The organism is Natronococcus occultus SP4, assembly GCF_000328685.1.
Classification (GTDB): domain Archaea; phylum Halobacteriota; class Halobacteria; order Halobacteriales; family Natrialbaceae; genus Natronococcus; species Natronococcus occultus.
The window spans coordinates 2,575,418-2,590,859 of record NC_019974.1 but is presented as its reverse complement, the minus strand read 5'-3'; the positions used below and the strand labels follow the sequence as shown (position 1 = coordinate 2,590,859).

The following is a 15,442-nucleotide window of genomic DNA, read 5'->3' as shown; positions in this document are numbered from 1 at the left end:
TCGCGAACCGCGGCCATTGCCTGCCGAAGATACTTGTCCGTATCGGGGCATCCATCGGTCGTATGGGCTTTCGAGAGGACGCCGTCAACGCCGCGCGCCGAACGATCTACCCACAGATCCACTACCTCCTCCGGGGGACGTTCGGCGGCTACGCCGTTACCCACACCACCGCCGACGAGTACGCGCTCACCGCGCACTGCTCGGAGGAGGAGATCGAGTCGTTGCTGTCCGATCTCGGCTTCTCGCGCAACCCGATCTCCGCAGTGAAGGTCCGGATGGACGGCAACACCGCCGAGGGATCGTGGGTCTGGCGACCCTCGCCGCTCGCGTCACCCCAGCTTCACGTCGTCCTCCACGATCTCGACGGTCCCGACGGTGTCGACGTCTACGCCCACTGGGAATGTTCCTGGATCCGCCACCCCTACAAACACTACGTGGCGCGGGGGTACGACGCCGAGAAAGGCGTCGAACTGACCCAGCGCTGGCTCGTCGACGACGACGGCGAGACGCTACGGGGCGAGGACTGCGACATCCGCTACGAGATCGATGACTCGGTCAGCCGCCGGGCCAGTGAGTACTTCGCGCTGTCGTACTACCGGGTCAAGGAGCTTTCGGCGTCGGTCACGTCCCGAGTCCCCCTGGTCGACCCCGACGACGACGGTCACATCATCGACCGAGAGAACGGTCGCACGGCTGTCTCGCCCCGTATCACCGACGAGTTCTAGAGCTCGCCGCTACGGATCCGTTCCTCGGCCGCTCGGAGCGCTTCCTCCCGGTCGAACCCCTCGACGATCCCGCGCAGCTCCGACTCGTCAGCGTCGGCCAGTGTCCGGGCGTGGGCGGTGACGTTCGGCACCGCGCGGATGATGTTGTCGACGATCGGGACCTCCGCGACCTGGGGCGACCGCGAGAGCGGGTTGAGGTCGATCACGATCTCGGTCTTACCCATCGCTTCGAGGGCCTCCGCACGGTCGCCGTCCTCGAGCGGGACGACCACGACGTCGGCCGCGTGGATGCCGTCGGCGTCGACCTTCGCGCGCTGGTGGTCGAGGTTCGGGATCCGGGCGTCGGCCTCGAGTCCCTTCACGTCCTCGGCGCCGTGTGCCCGCAGGTGATCGGCGATCGCTTCGATCCGCTCGGGCGTGCGGTTGAAGAGGTTGACCTCGAGATCGGCGTCGACGGTGTCGGCGAGCTCGACCATCTCTCCGGGAACGAGCGCCGCGACGTTGCCGTTGATCGACAGCACCGGTCGCTCGGCGAGCAGCAGGTGGGCTGCGGCGGCCCGTTCGGCCTCGTCGGCGCTGGGGATCGTCTCCTCGCCGAGCAGGTAGTCGAAGGCGCTACCCCGTCCCTCGGCGTGCATCCCCTGTAGGTGGGTGATCCCCTTCTCGACGCCCTGCTCGATCCGGTGGCGGGTGAGCAGGTCCTGGTATCTGGGGTGGTCCTCCGGAATCTCCTCCTCGTCGTCGACGTCGGCGGAGACGGTGTCGTAATCGGTCACGAACGATAGCTCGCGACCGTCAATGAAAAGCCGACCGATACCCGCGATCGTTACTTCAGCACCGCGCCGGCAGGATGGGTCGTACACACCGACGGCTCGTAGCCCGCGTCGGACAGCCCGGTCCCGAGCGCGAAGACCGTCTCGCCGAGCATCGCCATCGACGCCTGTCCGTCGACGGCCGTTACGTCCTCGATCGCCGCCTCGAGGGGCGGCGTCAACAGCTCGGCGTCGCGTGCGAACCGCTCGGAGGCGTCCATGAACGCCTCGAGCGTGGGCTCCTCGACGATCCGCGACAGCGCCGCCTCGCCGGCCCGCGAGAGCTGTGCGGTCTCGCCCGCGAGGACGTCGGCCGTCGACAGCTCGCCGAACGGGACGTACTCGACGCGGCTCCGGGCGGGGACTGCGTCGAGTTCGTTGACCGCCGGCCCGCCGGGTTCGAGCCGGATCGGGATCCCACCCTGGGCCTGGGCGACGACGTCGCCCAGCCCGGTGCCGGCCCGCACCTCCGCTGCGTGGGCGATCGCGACCAGCTCGTTTCGCGAACGGTGTCGCTCGAAGACCCGGTTCGCCGCGAACGCCGTGCCAAGCGCCATCGCTCCCGAGACGCCGAAGCCGGCCCCCAGCGGGAGCTCCGAGACGGCTTCGACCCGGGCCGGCGCCTCGAGCGCCTCGAGGACGTCGACTACCGGGTCGATCGCGATCGGTTCGCCGTCGAGGACGACCGTCCGCTCGGCCGCCGGTTCGACCGTTACCTCGACGCCGTCGGTCAGCGTCAGCCCTGCCCCCCGTGAGCCGGCCTTCGTTGGGTCGTCGTCCGGATGCGCACTGAAGAACCCGGTTACGTGACCCGGGACGAACGCCGTCGCCTCCTCTCGCATCACCCTTCGATTACCGCTGGCCCGGTATAACGTTGCAGGTTCGAAGACGATCTCTGGCCGGTTCATGCTCCCGCCTTTTCCGTTCGGAGCATCAAGGAACGCGCGATGAGCGAACAGTCCTCGTCGCGGTCCGTCGACTCCGTAGCCGGCAGCGACGACGAGAGCTCGATCCTCGAGGACGGGTGGAACTGAGCGATGGCGGCAAACACGGGACCCAGCGGTTTCGGCGCGTTCTTCCAGCAGTACACGAAGACGTGGATGCACGCCGTCGCGACGGCCGGGCTGACTGCGTTCGGGCTGCTCACGTTCGTCCACCGTGGATTCGTCCTCCTTGCGCTTGCCTGTTATATCGTTCCGCCGATCGTCCTCTACATCTCGCGGCGAGGCGACGACACGACCGGGAGCTCGATGTCGCCGACCGACGCGGCGCTCGCGGATTCGGACGACGAGCGAGGCGACCCCGAGACACGGTCCGCTCCGGAGTCGGGAGCCGACTCCCTCGGTCCGCCGCCGGCAGAGCCGGAATCGCGAGCCGAGTCCTCGGGTCGGGACGGACGGGAGTCGCTCGAGGAGACGTCGACGGCCGACCGCGAACCAGAACCAGAACCAGAACCAGAACCAGAGCCCGAACCCGAGGCGGAGTCGAAGTCGGCCCCCTCGAGCGAGCCGACAGCCGGCGCCGAACCGTCGACCGAGTCGACGGATACAGCTGCGTCGGGTGCCAAAGGAGACGAGCCGGCTGGCGATGGCGAGGCCGAACCAGCGACCGAGGACGCCACACCGGCGTCCGAACCGCACGACGCTGACGAGCCGGAGACCGAACCCGAGTGGCGACACGCGGACGCGCCCACCGACGCGGCACTGCTCGACGCCGCGGTCGCAGACTCGAGCGCCGTCGCCGTCGGCGAGGACGGCGTCGTCGTCACGCGGGATGGCGAGGAGTGGACCGTCGTCCTCGAGGACGGCCCGGCAGCTCAGGGCCAGACCCTGTCGGGGGTCGACGTAACCGACGACGGCGGGGCCGCCTGGGTCGCCGGCGACGGCGGCGCAGTCGGCCGACTCGACCTCGCCTCGGGCCGCCACACCGACTACTCGGCGCCCGACGATCGAACCGATAACTTGGCCGGAATCGCCGTCGCGGGCGGTGCGAACGAGGAGACGATTCTGGCGATCAACGGCTCCGGCGAGGTGTTGCGCGGCCGATACCGCGACGGCGACTGCAGCTGGGACGAGCCCGCGACGCCGGGAAGCGGCTCGAGCCTGAGTGACGTCGTCCTCGGTGGCGAGGACGGCTTCTGCTGTGACACGAACGACGGCGTCTTCGCGACCGAGGACGGCGGTCGGAGCTTCGAGCGGATCGGGATCGAGGACGCGGACGGCACCCCCGCCGGGATCGCCGCGGGCGAGGGCGAAAGCGGGACCTGTCACCTCTGTACCGACGGCGGCGTCGTCCACCGCTACGACGGCTCGCGGTGGACTCCCGAGCGAGTCTGCGAGGACGCGCTGGGGGGGATCGTCCGGGCGGGAGAGCGACTCGCGGTGTGTACCGCGGGGGGAGCGATCCACGAGCGCGACGACCCGACGGCCGGCTGGGAGCGAGCCGACGTCGACGCGCCCGCAGGACTGGAGGCGATCGCGCTCGGCGACGGCCTGGGCGTCGCCGTCGGCGGCGAGGGGACAGTGATCGAGCGGCGGTGATCGCGGCTCGTGCCGTCGCCGTCGATGCGAGCGGGTCCTCGATCTGGAGGACGGCGTCGTCAGGAACAACGAACACACGAAACTGCCGAGAACGGCGCCTCGAGAACGCCAGTGGCGGTCCGCTCGGTCCCGATGCCGCCGGCGCGTCGATCCCCGGCGCGCAACGTCGTTGTCGCTACGAAACGAGATAAGATGCCACTCGGAGGAATTGCACTCGCGGCCGACTTCGCCATCGTCATCGTCGCAGCGACGGTGCTGAGCTACGCCGCCCGACGGACCGGACAGCCGACGCTCGTCGCATACATCCTGACCGGGATCGTTCTCGGTCCCGTATTGCTCGGCGTCGTGACCGAAGAACAGCTCATCGAAGTGATGGCCGAACTCGGACTCGGCTTCCTGCTTTTCGTGCTCGGGATCGAGATGCGATTCGAGCGGATCAAAGGTATCCTCAGGCCGATCGTCAACATCGCGATCGGACAGACGATCCTCCAGACCGCCGCCGCGTTCGGGATCGCGTTCCTGCTCGGCTTCCGCGGGATGGACGTGTTCATCATCGCGCTCGCGACCGTCTTCGGCGCGACGCCGATCATCGTCAAGCTGCTCGACGAGAAGGGAGATCTGAAGAGCCTCCCGGGACGGATCGACATCGGCGTCCTCATCGTCCAGGACATCTACCTCGTGATCGTCCTCGCGCTGGTCGGCGCGGGGCTCGAGGGGACGGCTGGTGAGATCCTCTTCGACGTCGCCTGGATCCTCGGACTGATGGCGGCGATGGGGGCCGCCTCCTACGTCGCCTACCAGTACGTGTTGCCGACACTGCTCGAGTCGGTCGCGAGCGACCGGAACGTCCTGTTCGTCGTCGGACTAGCGTGGGCGTTCCTCTTTATTTTCGTCGCAGAGGCTCTCGAACTCTCGGTCGAGGTTGGGGCGTTCATCGCCGGCCTCAGTCTCGCACAGCTTCCCTACAGCACCGAGCTCAAGGAGCGAATGCGACCGGTGACCGACTTCTTTCTCGTGGTCTTCTTCACGAGCATCGGGCTCCAGCTCGAGGCTGACTACCTGCTCGCGTACTGGCAGGAGGCGCTCGTCGCCTCGGCCGTGCTGATGGTCGGCAACTTCCTCATCATGTTCTACCTCATCAACCGCGAAAACTTCGCGCCGGAGACGTCGTTCCTCGGAAGCATCAACATGGTTCAGGTCAGTGAGTTCTCGCTCGTCGTCGGTGCGCTCGCGGTCACGGAAGGACTCGTCGACGAGCCGATTCTGGGGTATCTCAGTGTGATGGCGCTGGTCACGATGACGATATCGACGTACATCATCATCTACAACGATTGGATCTACGAGCAGGCCGCGCCCTACCTCGAGCGCTTCGAGGATGAGGACCAGCGCGACGCCTCGCTCTCGATCACTGAGGATCACGCGGTGGTGGTCGGCTACGACCCGGTCGTTCGCGAGACGCTGCCGGTGGTACGGGAGGCGTTCGAGGACGTAATCGTCGTCGACCGTTCGGTCGATAACGTCGACGAGCTGGAGTCGAGGGACGTCGACTTCCGCTACGGCGACATCCGACACGGCGAGATCCGCGAGCAGGTCGACCTCGAGCACGCTGCGTTCGTCCTCTCGATGGCTCGTCCTCCTTCAGTGAACAGACAACTCGTTGAGGAGACGGCCGAGGATACATTCGTCGTCGCCGCCGCGGAGCATGTCAACGAGGCAGAAGATCTCTACGAGCTGGGCGCCGACTACGTCGCGCTCAAGGAGGTGATGGCCGGTGAACTGCTCGGCGAATACATCGAGACGTTCGCCGAGGACCGGGATCGGTTCCGAGAGTCGGTCCGGGAGTCGATGGACCGGATCCGCGAACGGGGAACCGTTCCGCCCGAACCGCCCCGAGAGGGCGCCGGAACCGCCGCTGACGTCAGCGGAGGTGACGGCGAATGAGCGAGCTCGAGTTCATCGCGGCGCTTACGCTAATCTTCGTCGTCGCGGCGGTTCTGCTAATTACCGCGACCCGCCTCTCGTTGCCGGCCGTCCCCTTCTATCTCATTGCGGGTGTCGGTATCGGCCTCGTCGTCGACGAGGGACAGCTCCTCGATCTCGCCCAGTGGGGGATCGCCTTCCTCGTGTTCGCGTTCGCCGTCGAACTCGAACCCCTCGAGGGGAAACAGCTGCGACGGGATAGCCTTATCGTCTCGATCCTGCAGCTCCTCGTGACCGGATTCATCATGTTTGGGGTCGGACTCGGACTCGGGTTCGACGGGCTCAACGCACTGTATTTCACGCTCGCCGCGACGCTCAGTTCGTCGCTGGTGGCGCTGAGCCTGCTCGAGCGGCGAGTCAGGCTCCGCAGCCTACAGGAGCGGATGGCCGAGTCGATCCACTTCGTCGAGGACGTGGTCGCGATCGTCGCGGTCCTGTTGCTGTCGGCGTTCGTCTACACCGACAGCAGCCTCGCCCCGCTTGGCGCCGGGATCGCCATGATCGCCGGTGCCCTGGCGTTCCGTCACTTCCTGTTCGAGCGGTTCGTGATGGCTGCCGAGAGCGACGTCGAGATTCTCATGCTCACCGGGGTCTCGCTGATCATCGGCTTCATCGCGATCTCGGAACTGGCCGGCGTCTCGATCGTCGTCGGCGCCTTCGCGGCCGGACTCGCGGTCGCATCCGAGTACCCCCACGACGTCGAGATGGTCGACGCGATCGGCTACCTCGAGGACTTCTTCACGCCGATCTTCTTCATCACGCTCGGCGCGCTCGTCTCGATCCCGACGCTCGAGACGCTCGGCGTCGGCGCTCTGCTGGTGGTCGCCGTCTTCGTCCTCAACCCGCTGGTCACCTATCTGGTGCTTCGCTGGCGGTCGTACGACTCGCGAACAGCGACGCTGGCCGGCTACAACCTTGATCAGATCAGCGAGTTCGCGCTCATCATCGCGATCGAAGCGCTCGCCGCCGGCGTGCTCGTCCCGGAGCTGTTCGACGCGATCGTCCTCGCAGCGATCATCACGATGCTCGGCTCGACGCTCACGAGCCGGTACGCCGAGACGGGGTTCCAGCGGCTCGTCGACCGCGGCGTATTCGAGACGGGCCTCGAGCGGGTGCGGGAGCAGAGCCAGGTCAGCGACGACATCCGAAACCACGTCATCATCACCGAGTACGACCGCGAGGGCCAACAGGTCGTCGAAGCCTGCGAACGGGTCGACCAGCCCTACGTCGTCATCGAGAGCGACCCCCATCGCGAGGACGCGGCCAGAGAGCACTGCGAGAACTACGTCCTCGGCGACGTCATGACCGAATCGGCCTGGACCGTCGCGAACGTCGACGAAGCGACGCTAATCGTCGGCACCGTCGCCCGAGAGTCGTGGGCCGAACAGATCCTCGCGCTCGATATCGACGCCGACGTCATCGTTCGTGCCGTTGACGTCGAATCGGGCTCGGAGCTGCTCGAGCAGGGAGCGCTCTTCGTGGCTATCCCGGACGAGTTGGCCGCCGAGCAGCTCGCCGAGCAGATCGAGTCGGTGCTGATCGGCGACACCTCCCTGGAGGACCTCAGAGACCACGGCGAGGAGCGGCTCGAGCGCGCCGTCGAGTACGGCCCGAGCGACGTCGAACGGCTCCGGTAACGTCCACTGATCCGTCGTCCCCTCGCTCGGTCGCTACCTGGCGTTCGTTTCGGGGTTCGGCAGGGAAATTACCGGAAGTTCGGGATCGGTAACGAGGTTCGTCGTGATGTCGCCGGCGAGGATACGCCTGATCCGGCTGCCGCCGCGGGCCCGAAACGCGATCGCGTCCGCGCCCGCCTCGTCGGCCGCCGCGAAGAACGCTGGAACGACGTCGGTCGCGAAAACCGTCCGCGTGTCGACGGCGACGAACTCGCCGAGCATCGTCTCCGCGGTCGCGAGAAACTCCGCTGCGTCCTCGCGGCGCTTCTCGAGGGGCGCCTTATCGGGTGCGCCGCCAGCCTTCTCGATAACGTGGACGACCGTAACGCGCTCTAGGTCCTCGAGGTACGGTTCGAGCGCGGCACACGTCGTCCGCACGTCCGATTCGGTCGCGATTGGAACGAGGAGATGCTGAAAAAGACCCATGTGACGACTTCGAGAACTCGGTACAAGAACGTTCTCCCGAGACGCTCACCCTCAAAATACGTAGTGCGCAATCTCCTCCGAGCCGCAGTGGGGGCACTCCTTGCCGTCGTCGGCGAGCTCCAAGCCGCAGTTTCGGCACTCGTACAGCTCGGTCCTGCCGCCACTCTTGCGTAATGCGTCGAGTACCCCCATCCCATTTCTACGTTACGCATACATCACTATTAATCCTGTTACCGATGCCGGAACATGAGTCGAGTCCTCGACGCTCCGTTCAGCTCCGCCAGTAGGCCTTAGTCAGGAGCACGAGGACGGGGAAGATCTCGAGCCGTCCGATCCACATGTAGAGGATCATCAGCAGCTTCGAGCTGGTGGGAAAGTCGACGTAGCCGCCCATCGGCCCGGTGACCGGGCCGAGCCCCGGACCGATGTTTCCGAGCGTCGCGATCGAGGCGCTCAACAGGTCGAGCAGCCCGATCTCGAAGCCGACGCGGGCAGCGTCGGCCGCGAACAGACCGACGCCGACGAAGAAGATGACGAGGTACAGCAGCGTGAACGCGTAGATCCCGCGGATCGCGTCCTCGTTGAGGACCTGTCCGTTCATCCGTACTGGCCGAACCGCTTCCGGATGGATCGTCGTGAACACCTCTCGCCGGAGCGACTTGAAGATGATCAGCCATCGAAGGACCTTGATCCCGCCGCCGGTCGACCCGGTCGAACCGCCGACGAACATCGCGATCAGGAGGATATCTTACCCGTCGTCGGATTGGAACGCCCGAAGCATCGACGTATCGAAGTCGCTGCGAGAGAGGACCGTCAGGATGTCGCCGGCACGAACCTCGGTGCCGCCCGTCGGCGTCAGGACATCGTCGGTGCGCTCGATCGAGACCACGAGCGTGTCGTCTTCGAGCAGTCCCTCGCCGTCGGCCTGCTCTAAGGACTTGCCGACGATCGGCGCGTCGTCGTCGACGGTGATCTCGACGACCTCGTTCCCGCCCGCGAGGCTGATGTAGTCCGAGAACTGCTGGTGGGTTTCAGCAGGACCGAAGGCGTGGTAGGCCTGAAACTGTTCGGTCCGGACGAGCTTCTCGTCGTCGATCTCGAGGCCGAGTTTCGTCAGCTCGCGGGCGACGTCGTTCAGCGCCTCGACGTCCGGCCCGACCGCGAGGACGTGGAGGTTCTCCTCGCCTGCCATGAACTCGCGGACGTTGACGACGCCGGTGATCGTCCGCGCCTGCTGGGCAAGTCGCGGTCGCTCCTCGACCGAAGCCGTCGCCGTATACAGCGTCGTCAGCATCTCGTCCGCCGCTTCGAAGTCGACGTTCGCGTGATAACCCCGGATAACGCCCGCGTTCTCCAGCTGATCGATCCGGTTTCGAATCGTCGCAGGGGAGACGCCCACGTCCTCGGCGATCATCGGGGCGGAGGTGTTCCGTGCGTCCTGCATCAGCGCGTGGATGATCCGCTTGTTAACGTCGTCGAGACGAATGCCCATATCTGGGAGAACCGACGGGACGGGACGGTTCCTCACTTTCGGTCGCCGCCGTCTTTAGCGATCGATACGGTCTCCGACACCGGTCGATACTGAATCCGTAAATATATCTCCAATATTTTGGGGATGCTGATAATATTTGAGGAGAGTTACGGAAGGACTATTAACGGCGGTTTGATACTAGAACCCGATGGAGGACTGGCGACGCCGAATCGGATACGCGCTTCTGACGGTCGCCGCGATCATCGTCGTCTACGCGACGGTGTATCAGTGGGCGATGCTGACCTTCGAGGGTCGTGAAATTCCCTTTTACAAGGCCGTACAGGTCGTCATCGAGTCGCTCACGACCGCCGGATTCGGCGGCCACGCGCCGTGGGAGAGCGCGGTGTTGAACCTTCTTGTGATCGGGATGAATCTCACCGGCGTCCTGCTCGTCTTTCTTGGACTGCCGCTGTTCGCGATCCCGCTGCTTCGACAGGCCCTCGAGTCGGGACCGCCGACGACCAGCGATCTGACCGATCACGTGATCATCTGCGGTCACTCGGCGCTCGACGACGTGTTGCGAAAGGAGCTCGACGAGGTCGGGATCCCCTACCTCTTCGTCGACCCCGACCCGGAGCTGGTCTCGGAGCTCGCGGATCGAGGTATCAACGCCGTTCACGGGGATCCGGAGGAGATCCAGACGCTTCGGGACGCCAACGCCGCGGAGGCGCGCGGTCTCGTCGCGGACGTCGACGACGAGGCGAACCCGACGATCATCCTGTCGGCGCTCCGGATCGACCCCGAGATGCGGATCATCAGCGTCGTCCGAGACTACAAGACGGCGACGTACCACGAGTACTCCGGCGCCGACGAGGTCGTGCTGGCCCGCCAGCAGCTCGGCGAGGCGTTCGGCATGCGGGCGACGATCTCCTTCGCCGAGAAACTTCGGAGCGTGATCGAGGTCGAGAACGACTACGAGATCACCGAGCTGCTGATCGAGGAGGGCAGCGACCTCGCCGGCCGCACGATCAGGGAAGCCGAAATCTTCGATCGGAAGGGGATCACGATCGTCGGCGTCTGGCTCGGCGGCAAGTTCGTTATCTCCCCCGATCCCGACACCGTCCTCGAGGAGAACACCATCCTCCTCGTCGCGGGCGGCCACGGCGGGTTCAAGGACGTCACCGCCAGATCGATCCCGACCCACCACCACCCGTCCCGCGTCGTCGTCTGCGGGTACGGTACGGTCGGCTGGTCGGTGACCGAGACGCTGCGGGACGCGGACATCGACACTACCGTCGTCGACCACGTGGAGCGGGAGGGCGTCGACGTCGTCGGCGACGCGACCGATCCGGACACCTACGAGAACGTCGACGTCGAGGACGCCGAGACCATCGTCCTCGCGTTAGACGACGATACGACCACGATCTACGCGACGCTGGTCATCAGGGAGATCGATCCCGACGTCGAGATCATCGCCCGCGCGGACGACCCGGACACCGTCTGGAAGCTGTACAACGCGGGCGCCGACTACGTTCTCTCCCTGCCGACGGTGACGGGCGAGATCCTGGCCTCACACCTGATCGAGGAAGTCGAGATCGTCACGCCGCAGGTCCAGTTCGAGTTCGTCCGCTCGGCGGCGCCGTCGCTCGTCGGGATGAGTCTCAGCGACGCGGATCTGCGCGCCCGAACGGGCTGTACCGTGATCGGCGTCGAGCGGGACGGCGAGCTTCGAACCGATCTCACCGCCGATTTCGTCGTTCAAGAGGACGATATCCTCATCGCCGGCGGAAGCGAGGACGCCATCGAACGGTTCGAAGAGACCGTCACTCCGGACCGGGTCGCTCACTGACCGGCCTCCGCGAGCCCCACGCCGGTGGAACAATCGTCTGTGAGAGCGTTCCGAGCGGGTTCACCACGGGTACGAGACCGGGAGTGATCGAGGCTCGAAATCGAAGTTCCCTCTGCTCGAGATCGTACTTCAGCCAGTCATCGGCTCGCCAAGTCTTCGCCCTTATGGGCTCAGACGTTGGCGATCTCGCGGGAACACCGTCGGACTCGCACTGCTCGCCCGACGAGTTCCCGATCGACGAACGGCGACCTCGCCTACGGCGAGAGTCGCTGCCGGTCTCGCGGGAACAGCACAGCCTCCCGAATGTTCTCGAGACCCAGGATCGTCATGATCAGGCGCTCGCCGCCAAGCCCGAAGCCGGCGTGGGGCGGCATCCCGTACTTGAACATCTTCGTGTAGTAGTCGAACTGCTCGGGATCGAGGCCCTGCTGTTCGAACCCTTCGATGAGCTGCTCGTAGCGGTGTTCACGCTGGCCGCCCGAGACCAGCTCCATGCGCGGGTGCATCAGGTCGAAGCCCGTCGAGAGCCCCTCGTCGTCGTCGTGGTCCTGGATGTAGAACGGCTTGATCTCGCTTGGCCAGTCGGTGATGAAGTAGTGGCCGCCGACGTCGTCGCCCAGGGCCTTCTCGCCCTCGGTCGGCAGGTCGTCGCCCCAGACGAGCTGCTCGTCGAGCTCGCCGGTCGCGTTGATGCGCTCGATGGCCTCCTCGTAGCTGAGCCGCGGGAACTCGCCGTCGGGCACCTCGAAGGACTCCTCGAGACCGAGCGCCTCGAGCTCCTCGCTGCAGTTCTCGGCGACGGCCTCGTAGGCAGCCGTGACGACGCCCTCGGCGACGTCCATCGCGTCGTGTTCGTCACAGAACGCGCCCTCGAAGTCGATCGAGGTCGCCTCGTTTAAGTGGCGGGGCGTGTTGTGTTCCTCGGCGCGGAAGATCGGGCCGATCTCGAAGACACGCTCGACGTTCGAGCCCGCGATCAGCTGCTTGAACAGCTGCGGGGACTGGTTCATGAAGGCCTCCTCGCCGAAGTACGTGATCGGGAACAGCTCGGTGCCGCCCTCGGTCCCGGTGGCGACGATCTTCGGCGTCGTGATCTCCGTACAGCGGAACTCGCGGAACGCCTCGCGGGCCGCACGCAGGATCTCCGAACGGATCTCGAAGATCGCCTGGACCTCGTCCTTCCGAAGGTCGAGCGTGCGGTTGTCCAGCCGCGTCGAGAGGTCGGCGTCGACCTTCCCCGAGGGGTCAAGCGGCAGCTCGGGGTCGGCGGGAGCCAGCACCTCGAGCGACTCCGGCGTGACCTCGACGCCGGTCGGCGCGCGGGGTTCCTCCTCGACGGCGCCGGATACCTTCACGACGCTCTCGCGGGAGACGTCCAGCCCGGTCTCGACGAGCTCGTCGTCCATCTCGTCTTTCTCGAACTTGATCTGGATCTTTCCGGTCGTATCCCGGAGAATCAGGAAGGCGATCCCGCCGAGATCGCGGATCTCGTGGACCCAGCCGGCGACCGTCGCGTCCGAGCCCGGCTCGGCGTCGGCAGTGTAGGTTCTGTCCTGCATACCACCCGATTCCGGTCGCCGGAACTTAAGCGCAATCGTTCCGGATCGGCGGTTCGGGTACGGTCAGTACCGCGCTTCCGATCCGATCGTCGGCCGCGTTGCAGCGACGGGTTCGAGAGTCGGGGCTCCGGAATCGGGATCGCCCTACCGCTCGCGGACGGTCATCGGGATCTCGTGTTTCGGACGGGCGGTGATCGTCGCCATGAGGTCCAGCTGCTCGGTCCCGGGGACGAGTTCGAGGTGGTAGTTCTGGTAGATCGTCGCGAGGACGAGCCGGGCCTCGAGGGTGGCGAAGCGATCGCCGATACACCGCCGGGGCCCCGCGGCGAACGGGAAGTACGCCAGCTTCGGTAGATCGGCCTCCATCTCGTCGGTCCAGCGCTCGGGACGGAAGGCGAGCGGATCGTCGTACCAGCGCGGGTCGCGGTGGACGACCCACTGGTGCATCTGAACGGTCGCCCCAGGCTGGATCTCGTAGCCGCCGATGATGTCGGGCTTGACCGGTTCGCGGACGATTCCCGGAACCGGCGGGTAGAGCCGCATCGACTCCGTGACCACCCGCTCGGTGTACGTGAGATCCGGGAGGTCGGCCATCGTCGGCGTCTCGCCGCCGAGTTCGGTTTCGAGTTCCTCTACGAGGCGCTCCTCGACGGCCGGGTTCCGCGCGAGCAGGTGGGCGGTAAACGTCAGTGACAGGGCGGTCGTCTCGTGGCCCGCGAGCAGCAGCGTCGTGACCTCGTCGCGGATCTGCTCGTCGGAGAGGCCGTTCCCCCGCTCGTCGGTGACCTCGAGCAGCTTCGAGATGACGTCCCGCTCGGTCGGGTTCGACCGTCGTTCCTCGATCATCGGATAAATGACGCCGTCGAGCTTCTCGCGCGCGCGACGGATCCGCCGTCGAGAGGGCGTCGGCACCCCCGAGGGAAGGACGAGGTGCGAGAGGCTCTCGCTCGCGAGCATGAACTCCTCGAGGGCCTCGCCGATCGTGTCGACGTGGTCGTCGACGTCGATCCCGAACAGCGCCCGGGCAACGATCCGCAGCGTGAGCTCCATCATGTCTTCGTGGAAGTGTCGGGTCTGCCCGTCGGCCCACGACTCGAGCGCGTCCTCGGTGAACGCGGCCATCATTCCGGCGTACTCCTCGATCCGGTCGGGGTTGAACGCCGGCTGGATGAGGTGTCGGTTCCGCCGCCAGACCGCGCCCTCGCTGTTGAGGATACCGTTTCCGGTGATCGGTCTGAGGACGTGCTGGAACTGGTCACCCTTGACGTAGTGCTGGTTGTTCCCGACCAGCACCTGCTCGATGTAGTCGGGGTGGTTGAGCTGGTAAACCGGACCCATCGGGTCCTCCCAGTAGGCGATGTCGCCGTACTCGCGGGCGTTCTCGGTCATGAAGCCGTACGGATCGCGGAGGAAGGCGAGCTGGTTCCCGACGAGGGGGAGACCGTCGGGGCCGGGTGGACGACCGTCGGCGGTCGCGGAACTGTCGTTTCGCATCAGTAGTTCGACCGATGGGCCGAAGGCCCCTATCTTTGTATCCGATACTCGTCACCCCTGCCCCGTCTCGCTTTTGTCGATCCGCTCCCTTCCTCCTATATGGACGACATCGAGACGCTCGCCGAGGCGATCCGGAACGCCGACACCGCGGCCGCGCTCACGGGCGCCGGTATCTCGGCGCCGTCGGGAATACCGACCTTCCGCGGCGAGGACGGCGTCTGGGACCGCTTCGACGAGGGACAGTTCACCTACGGTCGCTTCCGGAGCGATCCTGAGGGGTTCTGGGCGGATCGCCTCGAGCTCCAGGAGGCCATGTTCGGCGGCGACTACGAGCCCAATGCGGGCCACGAGGCCCTGGCCGCGCTCGAGCGGGACGGCCACCTCGAGGCGATCTGCACCCAGAACACTGATGGGCTCCACGCCGACGCGGCCGCAGTGGTCCGGGACGCCGACGTCGACGAGCCGAGCGTCGAGGCCGCGGAGTCGGTCCTCGAGCTCCACGGCAACGCGCGTCGTGTCAGGTGTACGGACTGCGGACGCCGTCGCGAGGCCGACCCGATCTTCGAGCGGGCCGCCGACGGCGAGCTCCCGCCGACCTGTGGCTGCGGCGGCGTCTTCAAACCCGACGTCGTCCTCTTCGGCGAACAGCTGCCGGGCGCCGTCATCCAGCGCGCCCGGTCCCTGGCCCGCGAGAGCGACGCCTTCCTGGCGATCGGATCCTCGCTGGCCGTCGAGCCCGCAGCGTCCCTGCCGCGGCAGGCGTCCTCGAGCGGGGCGACCCTCGGTATCGTCAACCTCGAGTCGACGTCCTGTGACGAGGCAGCTGCCGTCGTCCACCGCGAGGACGTCGCCGAGGCGTTACCGCGGCTGCGGGAGCTGATCGAGGGGTAGCCCGTCGGTCGGTCGAAAC

General features: G+C 66.3%; 12 protein-coding genes and 1 pseudogene. 6 read left to right on the top strand and 7 right to left on the bottom strand.

From position 1 onward, the window contains the following. Positions 1 to 62 precede the first annotated feature (62 nt). Entirely contained in the window at positions 63 to 725 is a 663-nt protein-coding gene (locus tag NATOC_RS12920) for a hypothetical protein (RefSeq protein ID WP_015321892.1), read from the top strand. Here the strand turns inward: NATOC_RS12920 and NATOC_RS12915 are convergent. Next, positions 722 to 1,501 (bottom strand): 4-phosphopantoate--beta-alanine ligase, encoded by a 780-nt coding sequence (locus tag NATOC_RS12915; RefSeq protein WP_015321891.1) that lies wholly within the window; start codon positions 1,499 to 1,501, stop codon positions 722 to 724. The two genes, NATOC_RS12920 and NATOC_RS12915, sit on opposite strands and share 4 nt — an antisense overlap. A 50-nt stretch (positions 1,502 to 1,551) precedes the next feature. Beyond that, positions 1,552 to 2,379, bottom strand: coding sequence for a pantoate kinase (locus NATOC_RS12910; protein ID WP_015321890.1), 828 nt, complete (start codon positions 2,377 to 2,379; stop codon positions 1,552 to 1,554). A 195-nt stretch (positions 2,380 to 2,574) separates the two neighbouring features. On the opposite strand from NATOC_RS12910, the gene NATOC_RS12905 reads away from it, so the two are divergent. From NATOC_RS12905 to NATOC_RS12895, 3 genes are all read left to right on the top strand, one after another. Continuing rightward, entirely contained in the window at positions 2,575 to 4,077 is a 1,503-nt protein-coding gene (locus NATOC_RS12905; protein ID WP_015321889.1) for a beta propeller repeat protein, read from the top strand. A gap of 192 nt (positions 4,078 to 4,269) precedes the next feature. Next, entirely contained in the window at positions 4,270 to 6,018 is a 1,749-nt protein-coding gene (locus tag NATOC_RS12900) for a cation:proton antiporter (RefSeq protein WP_015321888.1), read from the top strand. Continuing rightward, a complete protein-coding gene (locus tag NATOC_RS12895; protein WP_015321887.1) occupies positions 6,015 to 7,694 on the top strand; it encodes a cation:proton antiporter domain-containing protein in 1,680 nt (559 codons plus the stop codon). The genes NATOC_RS12900 and NATOC_RS12895 overlap by 4 nt, the downstream gene beginning before the upstream one ends. Positions 7,695 to 7,727: 33 nt before the next feature. Here the strand turns inward: NATOC_RS12895 and NATOC_RS12890 are convergent, their stop codons facing one another. The 3 genes and pseudogenes from NATOC_RS12890 to NATOC_RS12880 form a co-directional block, all read right to left on the bottom strand. Then, positions 7,728 to 8,159 carry a universal stress protein gene (locus NATOC_RS12890; protein WP_015321886.1) on the bottom strand — a complete coding sequence of 144 codons (432 nt, stop codon included), beginning with the start codon at positions 8,157 to 8,159 and terminating at the stop codon, positions 7,728 to 7,730. Between the two features lie 271 nt (positions 8,160 to 8,430). Next, positions 8,431 to 8,904: pseudogene (locus NATOC_RS12885) on the bottom strand (potassium transporter TrkG); the annotation flags it as partial. Positions 8,905 to 8,907: 3 nt separating this feature from the next. Beyond that, a complete protein-coding gene (locus NATOC_RS12880) occupies positions 8,908 to 9,651 on the bottom strand; it encodes an Lrp/AsnC family transcriptional regulator (RefSeq protein ID WP_015321884.1) in 744 nt (247 codons plus the stop codon). Positions 9,652 to 9,838: 187 nt separating this feature from the next. On the opposite strand from NATOC_RS12880, the gene NATOC_RS12875 reads away from it, so the two are divergent. Next, a complete protein-coding gene (locus NATOC_RS12875; protein WP_015321883.1) occupies positions 9,839 to 11,479 on the top strand; it encodes a potassium channel family protein in 1,641 nt (546 codons plus the stop codon). A 254-nt stretch (positions 11,480 to 11,733) separates the two neighbouring features. Here NATOC_RS12875 and aspS read toward each other — a convergent pair whose 3' ends face one another. Further along, entirely contained in the window at positions 11,734 to 13,038 is a 1,305-nt protein-coding gene (aspS, locus tag NATOC_RS12870) for an aspartate--tRNA(Asn) ligase (protein ID WP_015321882.1), read from the bottom strand. Positions 13,039 to 13,182: 144 nt separating this feature from the next. Beyond that, on the bottom strand, positions 13,183 to 14,532 hold the full coding sequence (locus NATOC_RS12865) for a cytochrome P450 (RefSeq protein WP_015321881.1): 1,350 nt from the start codon (positions 14,530 to 14,532) through the stop codon (positions 13,183 to 13,185). A 99-nt stretch (positions 14,533 to 14,631) separates the two neighbouring features. Here NATOC_RS12865 and NATOC_RS12860 point away from each other — a divergent pair, with 99 nt between their 5' ends. Continuing rightward, a complete protein-coding gene (locus NATOC_RS12860) occupies positions 14,632 to 15,423 on the top strand; it encodes an SIR2 family NAD-dependent protein deacylase (protein ID WP_015321880.1) in 792 nt (263 codons plus the stop codon). The last annotated feature ends 19 nt before the right edge of the window (positions 15,424 to 15,442 follow it).